General features: G+C 67.0%; 18 protein-coding genes. 8 read left to right on the top strand and 10 right to left on the bottom strand.

Annotation, left to right across the window (positions count from 1 at the left end):
* Positions 1 to 20: 20 nt before the first annotated feature.
* Positions 21 to 704 (bottom strand): DUF805 domain-containing protein, encoded by a 684-nt coding sequence (locus ACP7AB_RS00475; protein ID WP_425987822.1) that lies wholly within the window; start codon positions 702 to 704, stop codon positions 21 to 23.
* 97 nt (positions 705 to 801) lie between these two features.
* Here ACP7AB_RS00475 and ACP7AB_RS00470 point away from each other — a divergent pair, with 97 nt between their 5' ends.
* The 8 genes from ACP7AB_RS00470 (at position 802) to ACP7AB_RS00435 (ending at position 10,671) form a co-directional block, all read left to right on the top strand.
* Positions 802 to 1,419: a phage distal tail protein, Rcc01695 family gene (locus ACP7AB_RS00470; RefSeq protein ID WP_425987820.1), complete on the top strand. Its 618-nt coding sequence runs from the start codon at positions 802 to 804 to the stop codon at positions 1,417 to 1,419.
* Between the two features lies 1 nt (position 1,420).
* On the top strand, positions 1,421 to 2,065 hold the full coding sequence (locus ACP7AB_RS00465) for a baseplate hub protein (RefSeq protein ID WP_425987818.1): 645 nt from the start codon (positions 1,421 to 1,423) through the stop codon (positions 2,063 to 2,065).
* Positions 2,062 to 2,499: an NlpC/P60 family protein gene (locus ACP7AB_RS00460; protein ID WP_425987816.1), complete on the top strand. Its 438-nt coding sequence runs from the start codon at positions 2,062 to 2,064 to the stop codon at positions 2,497 to 2,499. Before ACP7AB_RS00465 ends, ACP7AB_RS00460 begins: the two co-directional genes overlap by 4 nt.
* Positions 2,499 to 6,209 (top strand): baseplate multidomain protein megatron, encoded by a 3,711-nt coding sequence (locus ACP7AB_RS00455; protein ID WP_425987814.1) that lies wholly within the window; start codon positions 2,499 to 2,501, stop codon positions 6,207 to 6,209. The genes ACP7AB_RS00460 and ACP7AB_RS00455 overlap by 1 nt, the downstream gene beginning before the upstream one ends.
* Before the next feature lie 100 nt (positions 6,210 to 6,309).
* Entirely contained in the window at positions 6,310 to 7,233 is a 924-nt protein-coding gene (locus ACP7AB_RS00450; protein WP_425987811.1) for a J domain-containing protein, read from the top strand.
* On the top strand, positions 7,233 to 8,390 hold the full coding sequence (locus ACP7AB_RS00445) for a phosphoserine transaminase (protein ID WP_425987809.1): 1,158 nt from the start codon (positions 7,233 to 7,235) through the stop codon (positions 8,388 to 8,390). The genes ACP7AB_RS00450 and ACP7AB_RS00445 overlap by 1 nt, the downstream gene beginning before the upstream one ends.
* A gap of 80 nt (positions 8,391 to 8,470) precedes the next feature.
* The gene (locus ACP7AB_RS00440) at positions 8,471 to 9,766 is read left to right on the top strand and encodes an adenylosuccinate synthase (RefSeq protein ID WP_425987807.1); all 1,296 of its coding nucleotides are present in this window, start codon (positions 8,471 to 8,473) and stop codon (positions 9,764 to 9,766) included.
* 95 nt (positions 9,767 to 9,861) lie between these two features.
* Entirely contained in the window at positions 9,862 to 10,671 is an 810-nt protein-coding gene (locus ACP7AB_RS00435; RefSeq protein WP_425987805.1) for a response regulator, read from the top strand.
* A gap of 74 nt (positions 10,672 to 10,745) precedes the next feature.
* Here ACP7AB_RS00435 and rpoH read toward each other — a convergent pair whose 3' ends face one another.
* From rpoH to gap, 9 genes are all read right to left on the bottom strand, one after another.
* A complete protein-coding gene (gene rpoH, locus ACP7AB_RS00430; RefSeq protein ID WP_425987803.1) occupies positions 10,746 to 11,633 on the bottom strand; it encodes an RNA polymerase sigma factor RpoH in 888 nt (295 codons plus the stop codon).
* 224 nt (positions 11,634 to 11,857) lie between these two features.
* Entirely contained in the window at positions 11,858 to 12,040 is a 183-nt protein-coding gene (locus ACP7AB_RS00425; protein WP_425987801.1) for a GNAT family N-acetyltransferase, read from the bottom strand.
* A gap of 132 nt (positions 12,041 to 12,172) precedes the next feature.
* Complete coding sequence (locus tag ACP7AB_RS00420; protein ID WP_425987799.1) at positions 12,173 to 13,156, bottom strand: RluA family pseudouridine synthase; 984 nt, start codon at positions 13,154 to 13,156, stop codon at positions 12,173 to 12,175.
* A gap of 106 nt (positions 13,157 to 13,262) precedes the next feature.
* Positions 13,263 to 14,345 carry a cupin domain-containing protein gene (locus ACP7AB_RS00415; RefSeq protein ID WP_426046052.1) on the bottom strand — a complete coding sequence of 361 codons (1,083 nt, stop codon included), beginning with the start codon at positions 14,343 to 14,345 and terminating at the stop codon, positions 13,263 to 13,265.
* 856 nt (positions 14,346 to 15,201) lie between these two features.
* The gene (fba, locus tag ACP7AB_RS00410; protein ID WP_303695260.1) at positions 15,202 to 16,287 is read right to left on the bottom strand and encodes a class II fructose-bisphosphate aldolase; all 1,086 of its coding nucleotides are present in this window, start codon (positions 16,285 to 16,287) and stop codon (positions 15,202 to 15,204) included.
* 85 nt (positions 16,288 to 16,372) lie between these two features.
* On the bottom strand, positions 16,373 to 16,531 hold the full coding sequence (locus tag ACP7AB_RS00405; protein ID WP_425987796.1) for a hypothetical protein: 159 nt from the start codon (positions 16,529 to 16,531) through the stop codon (positions 16,373 to 16,375).
* Positions 16,532 to 16,533: 2 nt separating this feature from the next.
* Positions 16,534 to 16,767, bottom strand: coding sequence for a hypothetical protein (locus ACP7AB_RS00400; RefSeq protein WP_425987794.1), 234 nt, complete (start codon positions 16,765 to 16,767; stop codon positions 16,534 to 16,536).
* The gene (locus tag ACP7AB_RS00395) at positions 16,764 to 17,960 is read right to left on the bottom strand and encodes a phosphoglycerate kinase (RefSeq protein ID WP_425987792.1); all 1,197 of its coding nucleotides are present in this window, start codon (positions 17,958 to 17,960) and stop codon (positions 16,764 to 16,766) included. The genes ACP7AB_RS00400 and ACP7AB_RS00395 overlap by 4 nt, the downstream gene beginning before the upstream one ends.
* 189 nt (positions 17,961 to 18,149) lie before the next feature.
* Entirely contained in the window at positions 18,150 to 19,157 is a 1,008-nt protein-coding gene (gene gap / locus ACP7AB_RS00390; protein ID WP_425987790.1) for a type I glyceraldehyde-3-phosphate dehydrogenase, read from the bottom strand.
* Positions 19,158 to 19,188: the final 31 nt, after the last annotated feature.

Here is a 19,188-nt window from a genome sequence, read left to right as displayed (position 1 = left end):
CGGTGCGGTTTGAGCCCGGGCTACTCGCCCTTGGGGCTCGGGCCGAAACGGTTGTCGCCGCGCTGGCTGTCGGTGACGCCGATCCAGATCAGGAAGCCCAGCTGGATCAGGCAGATGATGCCGACGATGCCGATGGATGGACCGATCATGGCCAGTATGGCGGCGGGATCCTCGTTCTCGATGGCGGCGTAGTTGGTCAGTAGCGATGTGCCCACGGTGGCGAAGATGGCGATCATGCCGATGAGACCCACGACGTAGGGAGCGGCGATGAGCCACCCAGTATGACCCATGTCGTGCAGACGTTTCGCACCGATGGCGAAGTGGGGCCAAAGCAGCACGATCCCGAGAAGGTTCAGGAGCGGGATGAAGTTCAGAACCCAGCCGCCGACGAACAGGATGACCCAGGAAATCCAGAAGTGCGATCGGCGCAGCCGGCCGTCGAAGGCGAACATCGCCTTCGCGAAATCGTAGTTGTCGACCGGAACGCCGGGCGTCGCAGAGGGCGCGCCCGGGGCCGGAGCAGCGGCCAGGAGCATGACGTTGGTGGCTTCACCCGCCACAGGCACGAAATCGACGCGCAGGCCAGCGGTGATGGCGGCGGGCGGCGACACCGCTTCGCGTCCGAAGGTGTAGCGGATGCCGTCGTCGCCCGAGATGAGACCGGCGCCCGAGGCGTCGTCGAAGCTGAGAATCTGACCGCGCATTGAACCAAGGCTCCCCTGCCGGCGGCCGGGGCTGGCCGCGTTCGGGCGGAGACTGGACGAGCGGCGCTCGCCCTTCAAGTGAATCAGGAGTTATAGAATGGCGTTTCACGAGGTTCGCCTGCCTGCACGGCTGGCGTTCGGATCGACCGGCGGGGTGGAGCGGCGGACCGATGTCGTCACCCTGGCGTCCGGGTTCGAGCGGCGATCCAGCCCCTGGGCGATGGGGCGAAGGCGCTATCTGATCGGCGCAAATCTGAAATCGCTGGCGGACATGGCGGAGCTGACGGCCTTCTTCGAGGCGCGGCGGGGGCGGCTGTACGGCTTTCGGTTCCGTGACTTCGCGGACTTCGCCTCTTGCGAGCCGGGCGGGACGCCGGGACCGGCCGACGCCGTTCTGGATGTCGGGGATGGCGCACGATCGGCGTTTCAGCTGGTGAAGGCGTATGGCGATGTCGAACGCCCGATCACCAAGCCGGTCGAGGGATCGGTCAAGGTGGCGGTGGGGGACGTCGAGCTGGCGTCCTCGGCGTTCGCGGTCGATGCGACGACGGGCATGGTGACCCTGGATGCGGCGCCGGGCGTGGGCGTGACCGTGACGGCGGGGTTCCTGTTCGACACGCCCGTCCGGTTCGACGCGGACCGGCTGGAGGTGACGCTGGAGAGCTTCGGGGCCGGACGAATGGCGGCGGTTCCCCTGATCGAGGTCAGGATCTGAGATGCGAGAGATTCCGGAGGAACTGCTCGCCCGCATCGAAAGCGGGGCGGCGACGCTTTGCCATGCCTGGATCGTCGGGCGGGCGGATGGGGAGCGGCTGGGGTTCACCGATCATGACCGGGATGTGCGCGTCGACGGCGTCGTTTGTCGGGCGGCCAGCGGATGGTCGCGAGGCGCGGCGGAGGCGGCGGAAGGGTTGGCCGCCGGCGGCCTCGCAGTCGGCGGCGTGCTGGATGATGAGCGGATCGTCGAGGCGGATGTGGCGGCAGGGTTGTGGGACCGGGCGACGGTCGCGATGTGGCGGGTGGATTGGCAGCGGCCTGACCTGAAGGTGAGACTGGGCGCCGGAGTGTTGAGCCGCATCCGGCGCGAAGGCCAGGGGTTCACGGCGGAGATCGAGGGACCGCTGGCGGCGTTGGAACGGGTCGTGGGGCGGACCTACGGGCGAACCTGCGACGCCGTGCTGGGCGATGCGCGGTGCCGCGTCGAACCCGACGGGCGGAGCTGCGACAAGCGGTGGCAGACCTGCGTCGGGACGTTCGGCAACGGCGTCAACTTCCAGGGTTTCCCCGACATTCCAGGCGACGACTTCCTGACCGCCTATCCGGCGACGGGCGGGCGCCATGACGGCGGGAGTCGGCGATGAGCGACCCGCTGACCGCGGCGCGCGGGTGGCTCGGCACCCCCTATCGGCATCAGGCGAGCCTGAAGGGTGAAGGGGCGGATTGTCTGGGGCTGGTGCGCGGGGTGTGGCGGGAGATCCGTGGCGACGAGCCGGAGGAGCCGCCCGCCTATCAACCCGACTGGGCCGAAGTGGGTGGGGAGGAGACTCTGCTGGAAGCGGCGCGGCGGTGGCTGGTCGAGAAACCGGTCGTGGAGATGCGGCCGGGCGACGTGCTGTTGTTCCGTATGGCCGAAGGGGCGCCGGTGAAACACTGCGCGATCCTGACCTCGGTCGAGGGACCGGAGCCGAGGATGATCCACGCCTACTGGGGACGGTCGGTGGTGGAGAGCTGGATGGGGCCGTGGTGGATGCGGCGACTGACGGCTGTGTTCGCCTGGCCTGAAGGAGAAGACTGATGGCGCAGGTGGTTCTGGGCGGGATCGGCGGACTGATCGGCGGCGGGGTCGGGCACGCCATTGGCGTGGCTCTGGGCGGGGTGGTCGATCGCGGACTCATCGGCGCCCTGTCGCCGGCGCGTCAGCGCGGTCCGCGATTGGAAACACTGAGAATCCAGTCGACGGCGGAGGGCGCGCCGATGGTCTGCGCGTTCGGGCGGGCACGGATTACAGGGCAGGTGATCTGGGCGGCGCGGTTCCTGGAACGACGCAACGAAAGCGGCGGCGGCAAGGGCGGGCCGAGGGCGATCGACTACGCCTATTCACTGAGTTTCGCCGTGGCCGTCTGCGAGGGACCGATCGACGGGATCGGGCGGGTCTGGGCGGACGGCACGTTGCTGGACCAGACGGGGGTGGCGATGCGGATCTATCGCGGGACTCGGGACCAGATGCCGGATCCGCTGATCGAGGCGGTGGAAGGCGAGGTCTCCGCGTACAGAGATACGGCCTATGTGGTGTTCGAGGACCTGCCGCTGGGCGCGTTCGGGGATCGGGCGCCGCAACTGAGTTTCGAAGTGTTCCGCAGGCCGGGCGGCGAGACGCTGGAGGAGAAGCTGGAGGGGGTCTGTCTGATCCCCGGGGCGGGCGAGTTCGTGCTGGCGACCGAGCCGGTAGTGCGCCGCGAGGGGTTGACCCGGACGACAGCCGAGAATGTGCATCTGGGCGATGGGCGGACCGATCTGACCGCGTCGCTGGATCAGTTGGCGGCGCAGTGTCCGAACCTTAAGCGGGTCAGCCTGGTGATCGGATGGTTCGGTGACGACCTGAGGGCCGGGCGTTGCCGGGTGAAGCCGGGTGTGGAGCGCCGCGACAAGCCGACGGAGCCGCTGGGCTGGTCCGTGGCCGGGCTGGAACGCGTAGACGCGCACCTGATCTCCGAGATCGACGGGCATCCAGCCTATGGCGGCACGCCGTCGGACGAGAGCGTGCGGCAGGCGGTGGCGGCGTTGAAGACGCGGGGGTGGGCGGTGACGCTGTATCCGTTCGTGTTCATGGATGTGGCGACGGACAATGACCTGCCCGATCCCTACGGCGGGGTCCGGCAGGCGGCCTATCCGTGGCGCGGGCGGATCAAGGGCGAGGACGGTGCAGAAGCGCCAGGGGATGTGGCGGCGATCTTTGGCGGGGATTGGGGTCTCAGGCGGCTGGCGCTCCACTATGCGGGGCTGGCGGCGGAGACGGGATGCGACGGCCTGTTGATCGGGTCGGAGATGCGGGGGCTGACGTGGACGCGGGATGCGGGCGGCGGCTATCCGGCGGTCGCGCAGTACCGGGCTCTGGCGGCGGATTGCCGGGCAGTGGTCGGGCCGGACCTGACTTTGTCTTATGCGGCGGACTGGTCGGAGTATTCGGGACATAGGCCGGGCGACGGGTCGGGGGACGTGATCTTCCATCTGGACCCGCTGTGGGCGGACGAGGCGATCAACTACGTCGGCATCGACTGGTATCCGCCGCTGGGCGACTGGCGGGCCGGGGACGGCGGCATCGACGCGGAGGTGTTCGGCGCGCCCGACGATGCGACCTATCTGGCGAGCCAGGTCGCGGGCGGCGAGGGGTTCGACTGGTATTACGCCAGCGATGCGGATCGGGCGGCGCAGGTGCGCACGCCGATCCTTGATGGGGCGGATGGCGAGGACTGGGTGTTCCGGTCGAAGGACCTGGCGGGATGGTGGTCGCACGCACACCATAATCGTCCGGGCGGGGTTCGCAGCGCGACGCCGACGCCGTGGGTTCCGGGGATGAAGCCGATCCGGCTGACGGAGTTCGGTTGCGCGGCAGTGGATCGGGGCGGCAATGCGCCAAACCTGTTCCAGGACCCGAAATCGTCAGAGAGCTTCCTACCGCCGCACTCGACGGGTGTTCGAGACGACCGGATGCAGCGGCGAGCGCTGGAGGCGGTGCTTCAGCATTTCGAGTCGGCCGCGAACAATCCGGTTTCGACGGTCTATGGCGAGCCGATGCTGGAGGCGGCGGACGCCTGGTGCTGGGATGCGCGACCCTATCCGGCATTTCCGGCGCTGGAGGACGTCTGGGCTGATGCGGGAGCATGGGAGGCCGGGCATTGGCTGAATGGACGGATGAGCGGGGATGCCCAGTCGCTGCTGGCCGCGATCCTGAGACGCGGCGGCGTGGAAGACTTCGAGATCGGTGCAGCCTCGGGGGCCGTGTCCGGCTATGTGACCGACCGGCCGATGCGGACACGCGACGCGCTTGAGCCACTGTTGCAAGCGTTCGACATGGAAGCGTGTGAGCGAGGCGGACGGGTGTCGCTGATCGGGGTCGAGGGGGCCGGTGGATCGCTGGCGCTGGCTGATCTGGGATTGACGGAGGAGCGCGCGGGACCAGTGCGGACGCGGTCTCTGGAGGCCCTGCCGGCCACGGCGCGAATCCGTTTCATCGACGAAGGCGCGGACTATCAGACCGGCGCGACGGTGGTGCGGGGCGAGGGCGACGGAGGCAGTGTCGATGCCGACCTGCCTGCCGTCTGTGGCCCGGGGCTGGCGAAGGCCCTGGCCCGACGGCTGCTCAAGGGCGAGGGCGAAGATCGGTTGACGGTCGCCCTGGGGCCTCTGGAGGCGCTGCGGCTCGAGGCCGGAGACACTGTGGCGGTCGAGGGTGAGACGGGTATTTGGCGGGCCGAGCGGGTGACGCTGGACGAGACGCCGACGGCGGTTTTGGCGAGACGCGATGGTGAGAGCGTCGGTACCGAGCCGGTTGTGTGGCGGCGTGGGTCCGGTATCGAGTCGGCGGGAGCCCCGTTCGTGCGAATCCTTGACTTGCCGCCCCTGCCGGGCGCGGAGCCGGACGATCGGCTGATCGCGGCAGTGGCTTGCGAACCATGGCGGCCAGTGACGGTGCATGTCGGAGAGAATGCGGAGACCCTGACCGCCAGAGGAACTGTCGGGGCGCCCGCGACCGTAGGGCGGCTGACACAGACCCTGACGCCCGGCGTGCTGCATCGTTGGGACGAAACGAACGCCGTGGTGGTGCGGCTGGAGGGCGCGGCCCCGGCCAGTCTGTCGGAGAGCGCGGTTCTGGGCGGGGCGAACCTGGCTGCCGTGGAGACGGCGGCGGGGTGGGAGATCGTGCAGTATCGGCAGGCGGCCCTGCTGGGCGCCGGTATCTGGCGACTGAGCGGACTGCTGCGGGGGCAGCAAGGGACGGAAGGCGAGATGGAGGAGGGGGCGCCCGAAGGCGCGATCGTGGTGCTGCTGGACCCCCGGGCGGGACGGTTCGAGACGGCGACGGGGGAACGCGGTCTTGCGCGGATCGCGCGGGTTGGGCCGAACGGGCGGGCCCCGGGCGGGCTCGGGTTCGTCGATGCCGCCTTTACGCCGATGCGACTACACGCGAGGCCGTGGAGTCCAGTCCTGAGGGTCTTGGAGGAGGGCGGCGGACGGCGACTGGTATGGACGCCCAGGGTCCGAATCGGTGACGTATGGGACCAGGAGCCGGCCGAAATCGATCCGCGCCGGTTCCGGGTGCGCATCCTTGACGGCAGCGTGCAGCGGCGGACGTTCGAGGTGGAGGAGGCTTCGTTCCTTTATGCTGTGGAGGACATAGCCGAAGATTTTCCGGGCGGCGGCGAGCCGGATGCTGTCGTGGCGGTGGCGCAATACGGGCCCGGTTTCGGGTGGGGCGTCGAGGCGCAGGCGCCGCTGATCGCCTGAAAAGCATTGCGCCGCACACCGCATGCCTTAACTGACGAGACGAAGGCCGGTCGCGACGCGCGAGCCGGATTCGACGAAGTTTGACGGAGCGGCGAACGGCGTGGCGGGTGATCCCTACAAGGAACTGGGTGTGTCCAGGGGGGCGAACGCCGCCGACATCAAAGCCGCGTTCCGTAAACTGGCCAAGGAACTGCACCCGGACAAGAACCGCGGTGACAAGGCGACCGAGGAACGGTTCAAACGCGTCTCGGCCGCGTTCGATATCCTGAGTGATCCCGACACGAAATCGAAATACGACACCGGCCAGATCGACGCCGACGGCCAGCCCCAGTATCGCGGCTACAGCGGCGGACAGCCGGGTGGCGGCGCGGGTATGGGGACGGGCGGTTTCGGCGGCTTCGGCGCGGGCGGAGGGCCCGGCGGTCGCGGGGCGTTCGAGGACCTGGATCTGGACGACATCTTCGGCCGGTTCGGCGGAGGCGGTCGGGGGCGGGCCGCCGGATTCGGTCGTGGGCAGGACGTTCGGGCGACGCTGGAGATCAGCCTGGAGGACTCCATCGGCGGGGCGACGCGGCGGATCCAGTTCTCGGACGGCCGGACGCTGGACGTCACCATTCCCAAGGGGGCGACCAACGGGCAGACGATCCGGCTGCGTGGCCAGGGAACGCCCGGAAGGACCGAGCCGGGCGATGCCCTGATCGAGCTACGGATCGCGCCGCATCCGGTATTCAAGGTCGAGGGCGCGGATCTGACCATGGACCTGGCGATCTCGGTCCCCGATGCGATCCTGGGCGGCAAGGTCGAGTGCCAGACGCCGGACGGGACCGTCTCGGTGACCGTGCCGACCGGGGCGAACTCCGGACAGACGCTTCGTCTCAAGGGCCGCGGCGCCTTCGCCGGCGGGGCCCGGGGCGACCTGAAGGCGCGACTGATCGTGACCTTGCCGGATGTGATCGATCCGATCCTGCACCGGGTGGCCGAAGATTGGCGCGCCAACCGCCCCTACAAGCCGGGCAAGAGCTGATGATGTCGAAGCCGAACACGAAACCCGTGCGGCCCTGGTTCGCGGCGGGGCCGACCGCCAAACGCCCGGGATGGTCGTCGCAGGCCTTGCCGCACGACCTGCTGGGGCGGGGCATCCGCTCGCCGGAGGTGGTCGAGCGGTTCGCCTATGGCCTGCGCCTGACCAAGGAGCTTCTGGAAATCCCGCGGGACTGGGTGCTGGCCTATCTGCCGGGGTCGGATACCGGGGCGGTCGAAGCCGCCATGTGGAACATGCTGGGCCAGCGGCCCGTGCAGGTGATGGCCTTCGAGAATTTCGGGAAGCAGTGGGCTGTCGACGCCAGGGATCACCTGAAACTCGACCAGCTTGAGATCCTCGAGGCGCCTTGGGGCCGGTTCCCGGATGTGTCGAAGGTCGATCCGAAGAAGGATCTGGTCTTCCCCTGGAACGGCACGACCTCGGGCGTGAAGACGCCGGGCGTGGACTGGATCTCCGACGACCGCCAGGGGATCGTGATCTGCGACGCGACATCGGCGGCCTTCGCCATGCCGATGGATTTCGAAAAGCTGGATGTCGTGACCTTCTCCTTCCAGAAGGCGCTGGGCGGCGAGGCGGGGATCGGGGTGGCTGCCCTGTCGCCCCGCGCCGTGGCCCGCCTGGACGCCTATGAGCCCCCGCGTGCAGTACCCAAGGTGCTGCGCTTGCGCGACGGCAAGGGTTTCGACCGAAGCCTGGCCACCGGCACGATGCTGAACACCTTCTCGGTGTGGACGCTGGAAGACTGGATCGACGCTCTGGAGTGGGCGAAGGGCGCGGGCGGCTTGGCGGAACTGATCCGGCGGACGGACGCGAACGCGGCGGCGCTGAACGACTGGGTCGAACGTACCGACTGGATCGACTACCTGGCTGAGGATGCCACGATCCGCTCGACGACCTCGGTGTGCCTGAAGATCGTCGATCAGCGCGTCAGGGCGCTGGACGACGCGGGACGGCAGGGTTTCGTCAAGCGGATGAAGACGCTGCTGGAGGTCGAACAGGCGGCGTTCGATGTCGAGAGCCACCGCAATGCGCCAGCCGGACTACGCATCTGGTGCGGCTGCACGATTGAGACCGACGACATCGTCGCCGCCACCCCGTGGCTGGACTGGGCGTTCGAGACGGCTGTCCGCGAACTCTGAGCCGAATTCGTCCCGGTCGGGACGACATTCCCCGATTCCCCCGCTATAGGCTGCGCCCGCATCAGGCGGAGACGAATACCTTGGCGAACGTAGCGGTGGTCGGAGCCCAGTGGGGCGACGAGGGCAAGGGCAAGATCGTCGACTGGCTGTCGAACAGGGCCGACATCATCGTGCGGTTCCAGGGCGGCCATAATGCCGGCCACACGCTGGTCGTGGACGGCAAGGTCTATAAGCTCGCCTTGCTCCCGAGCGGCGTGGTGCAGGGCAAGCCTTCGATCATCGGCAACGGCGTGGTCGTCGATCCCTGGCATCTGGTCGGGGAGATCGCGAAGATCGAGGCCCAGGGCGTCACCATAAATCCCGAAATCCTGACGATCGCCGACAACGCCTGTCTGATCCTGCCCATCCATCCGGCGCTGGACGTGGCGCGCGAGGCGGCGGCGAGCGCGCCCGGGGCAAAAATCGGCACCACGGGACGCGGCATCGGCCCCGCATACGAAGACAAGGTGGGGCGGCGCGCGATCCGGGTCTGCGACCTGGCCAACGAAGACGATCTGAAGATCAAGATCGAGCGGCTGAGGTCGCACCATGATCCGCTGCGCGCCGGTTTGGGGCTGGAGCCGATCGATCCGCAGGCCCTGCTGGCGCAACTTCTGGAGATCGCGCCGAAGATCCTGCCCTATGTGAAGCCGGCCTGGCGGGTGCTGGATCAGGCGCAGAAGGCCGGCAAGCGGATCCTGTTCGAAGGTGCGCAGGGCGCCTTCCTGGACGTCGATCACGGCACCTATCCCTATGTCACCTCGTCCAACACCGTCGCCGGACAGGCGGCGGCGGGCTCGGGTCTGGGGCCGCGCGGTGTCGGCTATGTGCTCGGGATCGTGAAGGCGTACACCACCCGCGTCGGCGAAGGGCCATTCGCCTGCGAACTGAACGATGCCGTCGGCGAGCACCTGGCCACCGTGGGTCGCGAGGTCGGGGTGAATACCGGCAGGGCGCGGCGCTGCGGTTGGTTCGACGCCGTGCTGGTGCGCCAGTCGGTGGCGATCAACGGCATCGACGGCATCGCCCTGACCAAGCTGGATGTGCTGGACGGGCTGAAGACGCTGAAGATCTGCACGGGCTATCGCATCGACGGCGAAGTGCTGGATTATCTGCCGTCCAGTCTGAAGGCCCAGGCGGCGGCCGAGCCAGTGTTTGAGGAACTCCCGGGTTGGAGCGAGAGCACCAGCGGGGTTCGCAGCTTTAAGGACATCAACGCAAACGCCATCAAATATGTGCGTCGGATCGAAGAGTTGATCGGGGCGCCGGTGGCTCTGTTGTCGACCAGCCCGGAGCGCGACGACACCATCCTGATGCGGGATCCGTTCCAGAGCTGAGGGCACGGGGAGGGGGGTGAATAAATCCGTTCTCATTCAACGTGGTCTTAACCGGCGGCAGTTAGCCACAATGCTGACCTCCCCGGAGTTGCCTAGTGTTCGCAGCCGACGCCAAGACCCTGAACCGCATCGAGCCGGTCGTTCGACGCGTGTTGATCGCCGACCCGAACCTGGCGTCGGCGCGGCTGCTGCTGGACGTCATGAAGAGTCTGGGCGCGCGCGAGGTCGTGACAGAGTCCGACGAGCACCGCGTGCTGGACCATGCGCGCGAGATGGAGCCGGGCCTGATCTTCACCGAGCGCTCGGGCGCGAAGCTGGATGGCGAACGTCTCGCGAAAAGTATTCGCCGCTCCAATCTCGGCTGCCGTCGGGCGCCGATCATCATGATGACCGCTGATGCGACGGCGTCCTCGATCAAGGGCGCCCGCGATTCCGGCATCCACGAATTCCTCAGAAAGCCCTTCACCTCTGCTGATCTGTTCCGGCGGGTCGAGAACGTGGCGCTGAAGCCGCGCGACTGGATCGAGGCGGTCGGCTACGTCGGGCCGGACCGGCGCCGGTTCAATTCGGGGGAGTATGCGGGGCCTCAGAAGCGTAATGCCGACAAGCCGGCGACGGCCGCTGGAGCCGCCTTGGCGGTCAAGGATCAGGCGCTGCGTATTCTGGCGGCGTCGCTGGCTCAGTTCGACAGCGATCCGATGCAGGCGGTGCGCGCCGTCAAACAGCAGGCGGAGACGCTCAAGGCGTTGGCGATTAAGACATCCGATACGCGGCTGGCGGTGGCCGCCGCCGGGCTGGAGGGCTGTCTCGCCGCGGGCGCTCCGACCAAGGCCGTTCTGGCCGGACCGATCGGCGCGATCCTCGCCCTGGCCGCGCCGGGCACGGAATTGACCCGAGTCGGCTAACCCTCACAATCGAATAGCAAAACAGGCGCGCGAGGCTCTCGTGCGCCTGTTTTCTTGTGCCCGCGTTGAGCGCGTTATGCGTCGACGAGGTTCCGTTCCTCGGCTGCCGCGCGCATGGCCTTCTGCAGCTTCTCGAAGGCGCGGACCTCGATCTGGCGCACGCGTTCGCGCGACACGCCGTATTGGCCGGCCAGCTCTTCCAGGGTGACCGGATCGTCCTTCAGGCGACGTTCGGTCAGGATGTGCTTCTCGCGATCGGTCAGCTCGCCCATGGCTTCCTGAAGCAGGCCCATGCGCAGCGACTTCTCCTCAGACTCGGCCAGAGCCGTTTCCTGAGACACGGCATTGTCGTCCGACAGCCAGTCCTGCCACTCGCTCTCTCCGTCAACGCGCAGCGGCGCGTTCAGCGAGGCGTCGCCGCCGAGACGGCGGTTCATGTTGGTTACCTCTTCCTCAGACACGCCCAGCTTGGTGGCGATGGCGGAGAGGTGTTCCGGATGCAGGTCGCCTTCCTCGAAGGCCGAGATCTGGCTCTTGGCCTTGCGCAGGTTGAAGAACAGCTTCTTCTGAGCCGCCGTGGTGCCCATCTTCACGAGCGACCAGCTGCGCAGGATGTATTCCTGGATCGAGGCGCGGATCCACCACATGGCGTAGGTCGCCAGCCGGAAACCCTTGTCCGGATCGAATTTCTTGACGGCTTGCATCAGGCCGACGTTGCCCTCGGAAATCACCTCGCCGATCGGCAGGCCGTAGCCGCGATAACCCATGGCGATCTTGGCCACGAGGCGAAGGTGGGAGGTCACGAGGCGGTGCGCGCTCTCGGAGTCCTGATGCTCGGTCCACCGCTTGGCGAGCATGAACTCCTCGTCCTTGGTGAGCATCGGAAACTTGCGGATTTCCGTCAGATATCGCGACAGTCCCTGTTCAGGCGACATTACCGCGAGTGATTTCAGTGCAGCCATAGTGGTCCCTCCGAACCTAGATAAGAGCAGGCTCAGCGCAGACGGCCACCGAATATGCGCCGTCCCCTCACCCCTCAACCGGACAAGTAGCTATGGGTTGCCGTCTTTGTCAGAGGCGGATCGTCACACCTCAGCGTTACCGTGACCCTGGCGCCACTTGCGCCCAAGGCGAGGGGTATAACTGATAGTGCGTCCTTTATCAAGACTTACCTTGTGCGGCCGCTTTAGAGCCCAAGGATCTCCCGATACCCGGGATGGACGACGTCGGCGTGATCCGGGTGTTTCTGCAGATAGGTAGAGAAGAACGGGCAGACAGGCAGGATCAACAGGCCCCGCTCTTTGGCGTCGGCGATAACGTGTTTCGCCAGGCGGCTCGCGATGCCCTGGCCTTCGAGCGCTTGGGGCACCAGGGTCTAGGTGATCATCAGATTGGATTCGGACAGGTTGTAGGTGACAACGGCGACCTCATCGCCGACCGGAAGTTCGTAGCAGTGCAGGTCGAGGTTGTCGCGGATTTCGGCGTCGGTCATGTCGGGCCTCTAGAGGGCTGCGAGCAAGATCTCCAAGGCAAGCATATCAGGCGGCAACGCGGTTTCGAAACGCAGCGCCTCGCCGGTCACCGGATGAACGAAGCCGAGAACGGAGGCGTGGAGCGCCTGCCGAGCAAGGCCAGTTTCGGCGATAGCCGAGCGGACAATGGCAGCCGGACTGCCGGACCCATAGACAGCATCGCCCAGGATCGGCGACCCCTTCGATGCCATGTGCACCCGGATCTGGTGGGTCCGCCCGGTGTGCAGGGTGCAGGCGACGCGGGCCGCCAGCGGTGCGGCCCCGGCCTTGGCGGGCACCCCGTAGCGGGCCTGAACCACATAGTCGGTGACGGCGTTGCGTCCGCCGATCTTCAGCACCGCCATCTTCTTCCGGTCCGAGGAGGAGCGGCCGATCTGGGTCTCGATCCGGCCGCGCTCGGGTAAAGGCGCGCCGCGCGTCAGGGCGATGTAGGTCCGTTCGATGTCGTGGGCGGCGAACAGTTTCGACAGGCCGGCATGGGCGCGGTCGGACTTGGCGGCGACCATCACGCCGGAGGTGTCCTTGTCCAGCCGGTGAACGATGCCGGGGCGAGCGACGCCGCCGATGCCGGACAGGCTGTCGCCGCAGTGATGCAGCAGGGCGTTGACCAGGGTGCCGTCCGGTGTGCCGGGAGCCGGGTGGGCGGCCATGCCGGCAGGCTTGTCGATGACGATCAGGTCGGCGTCCTCATAGAGGACGGTCAGCGTGATCGCCTGCGGCTCCGGATTGGCCGAGACCACCGCAGGGAGGTCGACGCGATAGAGCCCCGGCCCGGCCCGGCCCGACCCGCTGGTGATGACCTGACCATCGACGGAAACGGCCCCCTGCAGCAGCAGGGCCTGAAGACGCGCCCGGGAGAGTTCTGGAAAGGCGAGGGCAAGAGCCTTGTCGAGCCGCTCGCCGGTCGCCTCGATGCGAGCTTCGAGAATAAGAATGGGCCCACTTCCCCTCAAGCGCCGTGCCGATCTTCAGGCCGCCAGCGATGCGCCGGCCGCATGTCTGACGGGGCGAACGAGCCACGTGCTCACACCGCGCACGCACTACTGCCTTTGGGGGCGTTCAGTCGATAGCTTCGATCAATCCGGTCGTGGCGAGGCGCCGGATCACATCCTCTGCCTCCTCCCATCCCAGGTCGTGGGGCGCGAACGGCTCGCCATCGAGCGCCCGCTCGAGGACAGCCCGGGGCGCTCGAGCGAAGGTCATGTCTCCGCCCGGAACGACAAGGCGCAGTCCTGGATTTGCATCCTCGAGTTTCCAGAGCGCCCGGCGGGCACGATAGCGCGCGGCCAGCGGCTTTGAGGCTCCCTCGATCGCGCCGCGGACATCGGGCTCGCGCGATCGAATGAAAAGATCAGTGATGACATCCAGAGACGGGCCCATTTCGACGAGGCCGGCAATCCTGGTGACCAGCTCCGAGAAATGTTCTTTGGCTTGGCCGCGGTCGAAACCAGGATTGGCGAAGCCGGGCGGGAGGCTCCGTCGGAAGCTGGGGTCCTCGACGCAGACCTGAGACACCGCTTCCAGCATGAGGTCAGCCCACGTCTTCACCAGAAGGCCACAGGTTATGTGGAGCGAGGCGGATTGGCCAGAGGTCGAGGCGTCATGCATCAGGCCACGAGGCACATAGGCGCAATCCCCCGCCTTCAGCGTGAAGCTTTGGCGGGGCTCGCCGACCGGATGTTTGCCGAGTTCGAAGGACTCTCCCCGATAGGGGGCGTCGACCGGTCTGTCATAGAGCCGCCAGGCCTTTTCCCCCTCGATCTGGAGGATGAAGACATCATGGCTGTCGTAGTGGGTGTGGAATCCCTGCGATCCAGGCGGCGTCAGATAGATGTTCGTCTGGACATGGCAGGAGAAGATCCTTTCCACCGCCCGGCAGAACGCCGCCAGGGTGATATCGGACTGGTGGAGTTGATTGAGAATGACTGTCCCGCCGCGGCGGTACTGACGGGCCACCGCGACGCGATCGACCACGCCATTGGCGGCGACGAAGTCCGAATTCTGGATCGGCTCCTTCGCGTTGGCCATCGACAACATGCCTTCGCGCAAATCCAGCTCGGCGATCTTCCGGTCAACGGCAGCGATCGACAGCAACGGCCGGAAGCGTTCGGCATCCCCGTGATGAATGACCACCGGCTCCATTTCGAAACAGGTGTCGAGGAACCGCCCCGCCGCGTCACCCAGGAGCCACCCGAGCGGGTCTTTCAGCCTGTTGTGCATGAGCTCGATTCCCGGCCCCGATGAGGCCGCTAGAGTTTCTGTCCATCGGGACAGCGGCCATAGCCGACGCGATCCCGACCTTCCCCGCTGTCGCTGTCGGAGCAGCCCGTCCCTCGTCCCTGGTTGGCGAGATCCGTACTGTCGCTATCGGAGCGACCGGTCTGGTTCCGTCCCTCTCCGGCCGCATCGTTGCTGTCACGGTCGGAGACGCCGCTCGGGGGCGGTCGGTCCCGACCCCGACCCTGATTCGCTGGATCGGCCTGTGGCCCGCTGTCGCTATCCGAGTAGCCGGTCGGGGGGCGTCCCTGATTGGCGAGATCTGTGCTGTCGTGGTCGGAGTAACCCGTCTGGTTGCGACCGTAGTTGGCGCGATCCGTGGGATCGGAATCCGATCGACCGGTATAGGTTTGCGCCCCGGCCTGACCCGTTACGAGAGACAGTGCGCTTCCCGAAATTGCCGCTCCGCCGACGATCCTTGCCATGAAGGACCTGCGATTGATGTTGCTCGCCACTCTGGTCTCCCCTGTTGGCGTGCCGGTCTGGTCGCCGCACGCGAGATGAGGTCTGCCGCAATCCGGGCGGGCCTGATCGGTCCATCCGGATCATCAATGTCTTTCATCCAGGTAGGGAGCGTCCTTGATCCAGATCAATAGGATGGACGGGCGGGCAACCGCATCGCCGACTCAGGGTGCGCGGCCGCTTCGGGGCGTTGCCGCCGCTTTCGAAATCACCCCGAGGTCGGGCACGATCCGATGCAGGCTGGCAGCCCGGTCGCGCTTTACGAGGCCGCCTTCAGCTCGCGGCCATAGACCGGGTCAAGGTCGCCCTTGGCGTATCGCGTTGCCATCTGGGCGGTGGACATCGGTCGGATGGACGACGCCTGCCCCTCGCAGCCGAACTGCTGGTAGCGTTCGATGCAGAGCTTGCGCATCGCCTCCTTGGCGGGCTTCAGCCAGGCGCGCGGATCGAACTCCCCCGGCTTTTCCATCAGGATCTTCCGCACCGCGCCGGTCATGGCCATGCGGTTGTCGGTGTCGATGTTGATCTTGCGCACGCCGTGTTTGATGCCGCGCTGGATTTCCTCGACCGGCACGCCCCAGGTCTGGGGCATCTGGCCGCCGTACTGGTTGATGATGTCCTGCAGGTCCTGCGGCACGGACGATGAGCCGTGCATGACCAGGTGGGTGTCGGGCAGGCGGCGGTGGATCTCCTCGATCACATGCATGGCCAGGACCTCGCCGTCGGGCTTGCGCGAGAATTTGTAGGCGCCGTGGGAGGTGCCCATGGCGATGGCCAGGGCGTCGACCTTGGTGCGGCTGACGAAGTCGACGGCCTGATCCGGATCGGTCAGCAGGGCCGAGTGATCCAGCTTGCCCTCGAAGCCGTGACCGTCCTCGGCCTCGCCCATGCCGGTCTCCAGCGAGCCGAGTACGCCCAGTTCGCCCTCGACCGAGACGCCGCAGCTGTGGGCCATCTCGGTGACGCGACGGGTGACATCCACATTGTAGTCGTAGTCGGCGGGCGTCTTGCCGTCCTCCATCAGCGAGCCGTCCATCATCACCGAGGTGAAGCCGTACTGGATGGCGGTGGCGCAGGTCGCGGGGCCGTTGCCGTGGTCCTGGTGCATGCAGACCGGGATGTGCGGATAAAGCTCTGCAAGGGCGTCGATCAGCTTGGCCAGCACGATGTCGTTGGCATAGGAGCGGGCGCCCCGCGAGGCCTGGATGATGACCGGGGCATTGACGGCCTCGGCCGCCTCCATGATCGCCAGGCCCTGTTCCATATTGTTGATATTGTAGGCCGGCAGGCCGTAGTCGTTCTCGGCCGCATGGTCGAGAAGCTGTCGCAGCGTGATGCGCGCCATGGCGATGAACTCCTGAGGTCTTGTTTTTTCCCGGTTTAGCGGCCGGGCGGCCTCAAGTCACGCCGTGTAACAGGCGGAGATGTCGCTATTCGGCGGGGTGGGTGCGTTCCCATTCGGCTTGAGCCAGACGTTCACGCTCCGCATCACGCGCCCATTTCCGCTCATCGCGCATATGGGTGACATACAGAATGCCCATTACGGCCGCGACAGCGGCGAGAGAGTTCAGAATCCATTCAGTCGTCATCGTCAGTCCTCCAGGCTCCGCAGCATCCTGCGAGCGATCAGGTGGCACAGAAGAGATATAGCACCGCAGACCCAGATTGTCAGCGGCGACCCGGGAAACACAGCCGTCACGAGAGGCGTGACGACGCCGAGGCCAAATACCGTCAGACCCACGGTGTTGAAGCTGGTCGCCAACAGTTTGCGCCGCTCGTTCTTCGCCGCCTTGCTGATCGGACGCGGGTCGAACGGCGCGCTCACCCGTTGAGCGCCTCGACCCCCGGCAGGGGCTTGCCCTCCATCCACTCCAGGAAGGCGCCGCCTGCTGTGGAGACGAAGGTCATGTCGTCGGCGACACCGGCGTGGTGCAGGGCCGCGACCGTATCGCCGCCACCGCCGACTGCGACGAGATGTCCGCCCCGGGCGCGGGCCGCGACGTGGCGGGCCACCGCGACCGTGGCGGTGTCGAAGGGCGGGATTTCGAACACGCCCAGCGGTCCGTTCCAGATCAGGGTCTTCGAGGTGTCGATGGCGGTGGTCAGGCGCGCGACCGTGGCCGGACCGGCGTCGAGGATCTTGTCGTCGGCGGACAGGGTTTCCCCGGCGGGGACGGCGCGGCTGGCGACGCCGGGCTTGACCTCGGTCGCCACGACGAAGTCCACGGGCAGCAGCAGTTCGCAACCCCGCGCCTTCGCCTCGGCGATGATCTCGAGCGCGGTCTCGGCCATGTCGCGTTCGGCCAGGGAGCCGCCGATGTCGATCCCTTGCGCGAACAGGAAGGTGTTGGCCATGCCGCCGCCGATGGCGAGCCGGTCCAGCTTGCCGACCAGATTCTTCAGCAGGTCCAGCTTGGTCGAGACCTTGGCCCCGCCGACGATGCCGATGACGGGTTTCTTCGGATTGCCGAGGGCGGCGTCGAGAGCGTCCAGCTCGCGTCGCATCGATTCGCCCGCGTAGGCGGGCAGCAGGTGGGCGACACCCTCGGTCGAGGCGTGGGCCCGATGCGCGGCGGAGAAGGCGTCGTTGACGTAGAGGTCTGCGAGTTCGGCCAGCCGCGCGGCGAAGGCGGGGTCGTTGGCCTCCTCGCCGGCGTGGAAGCGGACGTTTTCCAGCAGGATCACCCCGCCGGCGTCGATGTCGGCGATGGCGGCCTTGGCCTCGTCGCCGACACAGTCGCTGGCAAAGCGCACGGGGGCGCCCAGCAGATGCTCCAGATCATCGACCACGGGCTGCAGGCTCATCGACGGCACGACCTTGCCCTTCGGCCGGTCGAAATGGGCCAGCAGGGCCACCTTGGCTCCCGCGTCGCGCAGCTTGTTGATCGTCGGCAGGGCGACCCGCAGGCGGGTGTCATCGGTGACCTTGCCGGCCTCCATCGGGACATTGAAGTCCACGCGGACGAGGGCGGTCTTGCCGACCAGGGAACCAGCGTCGTCGAGGGTGCGGAAGGTCATCATGGTCTCCGTTCCCTCTCCTGGCGGGAGAGGGCTTGAGGTTCGGAGAGCGATAGCGATCCGCTAACCGAAAGGGTGAGGGGCTGGCTTCGCCGGTGAGGGCACGACCCTCACCCTTTCGCGCAAGTCCGATCGCCTGACGGCTCCCGGGCGCTCAAGCCCTCTCCCAACGGGAGAGGGAAGCGTGTGTCAAAGGAACTTCGACATCACCAGCGCCGTGTCGGCCATCCGCGTCGCGAAGCCCCACTCGTTATCGTACCAGGTCAGGACGCGGGCCAGCTTGCCGTCGACGACCTGGGTCTGGGGCAGGGCGGCGGTGGACGAGGCGGCGATGTGGTTGAGGTCGGTGGAGACCAAAGGCTCGGTCGTCGTTGCCAGCACGCCCTTCATCGGACCGTCGGCGGCGGCCTGCAGCGCGGCGTTGATCTCCTCGACGGTGACCTCGCGACCGGCGACGACCTTCAGGTCGACGACCGAGACGTTCGGGGTCGGGACGCGGATCGAGGAGCCGTCCAGCTTGCCCTTCAATTCCGGCAGGACCAGGCCCAGGGCCTTGGCGGCGCCGGTCGAGGTCGGGATCATCGACAGGGCGGCGGCGCGGCCCCGGTACAGATCCTTGTGCATCGTATCCAGCGTCGGCTGGTCGCCGGTGTAGGAGTGGATCGTCGTCATATAGCCGCGCTCGATGCCGAACAGGTCGTTCAGCACCTTGGCGACCGGGGCCAGGGCGTTGGTCGTGCACGAACCGTTCGAGACGATGATGTCGTCGGCGGTCAGGGTCTCGTGGTTGACCTTGTAGACGATGGTCTTGTCGGCGTTGTCGCCGGGCGCCGAGATCAGGACACGCTTCGCGCCGGCCTTCAGGTGGGCTTCGGCCTTGTCCCGGGCCGTGAAGATGCCGGTGCACTCGAAGGCGATGTCGACGTTCAGCGCCTTGTGCGGCAGGTTGGCCGGGTCGCGCTCGGCCGTGACCTTGATCTTGCCCAGACCCACATCGATCCAGTCGTCGCCGTGCTCGATCGTGCCCGGGAAGCGGCCGTGGACCGAATCGTATTTCAGCAGGTGGGCGTTGGTGGACACCGGCCCCAGATCGTTGATCGCCACCACCTCGATGTCGCGGCGGCCATGTTCGACGATCGAACGGAGGACGAGGCGGCCGATGCGGCCGAAGCCGTTGATGGCGACGCGAACGGTCATGGGGGCGAGCTCCTGAAGCGACGTTTTATGG

The organism is Brevundimonas sp. TWP3-1-2b1 (assembly GCF_049896165.1).
GTDB lineage: Bacteria > Pseudomonadota > Alphaproteobacteria > Caulobacterales > Caulobacteraceae > Brevundimonas > Brevundimonas subvibrioides_B.
Note: the sequence above shows the minus strand (reverse complement) of the source record. Positions and strands in the feature narration are given on the sequence as shown.

What these genes read in the sequence shown, in the direction of transcription:
- ACP7AB_RS00395 (WP_425987792.1), bottom strand. Translation starts at nt 17,960, where the DNA reads ATGACCTTCCGCACCCTCGACGACGCTGGTTCCCTGGTCGGCAAGACC.
- ACP7AB_RS00445 (WP_425987809.1), top strand. Translation starts at nt 7,233, where the DNA reads ATGATGTCGAAGCCGAACACGAAACCCGTGCGGCCCTGGTTCGCGGCG.
- ACP7AB_RS00405 (WP_425987796.1), bottom strand. Translation starts at nt 16,531, where the DNA reads ATGACGACTGAATGGATTCTGAACTCTCTCGCCGCTGTCGCGGCCGTA.
- gap (WP_425987790.1), bottom strand. Translation starts at nt 19,157, where the DNA reads ATGACCGTTCGCGTCGCCATCAACGGCTTCGGCCGCATCGGCCGCCTC.
- rpoH (WP_425987803.1), bottom strand. Translation starts at nt 11,633, where the DNA reads ATGGCTGCACTGAAATCACTCGCGGTAATGTCGCCTGAACAGGGACTG.
- ACP7AB_RS00465 (WP_425987818.1), top strand. Translation starts at nt 1,421, where the DNA reads ATGCGAGAGATTCCGGAGGAACTGCTCGCCCGCATCGAAAGCGGGGCG.
- ACP7AB_RS00460 (WP_425987816.1), top strand. Translation starts at nt 2,062, where the DNA reads ATGAGCGACCCGCTGACCGCGGCGCGCGGGTGGCTCGGCACCCCCTAT.
- ACP7AB_RS00475 (WP_425987822.1), bottom strand. Translation starts at nt 704, where the DNA reads ATGCGCGGTCAGATTCTCAGCTTCGACGACGCCTCGGGCGCCGGTCTC.
- ACP7AB_RS00455 (WP_425987814.1), top strand. Translation starts at nt 2,499, where the DNA reads ATGGCGCAGGTGGTTCTGGGCGGGATCGGCGGACTGATCGGCGGCGGG.
- fba (WP_303695260.1), bottom strand. Translation starts at nt 16,287, where the DNA reads ATGGCGCGCATCACGCTGCGACAGCTTCTCGACCATGCGGCCGAGAAC.
- ACP7AB_RS00415 (WP_426046052.1), bottom strand. Translation starts at nt 14,345, where the DNA reads ATGGAGCCGGTGGTCATTCATCACGGGGATGCCGAACGCTTCCGGCCG.
- ACP7AB_RS00470 (WP_425987820.1), top strand. Translation starts at nt 802, where the DNA reads ATGGCGTTTCACGAGGTTCGCCTGCCTGCACGGCTGGCGTTCGGATCG.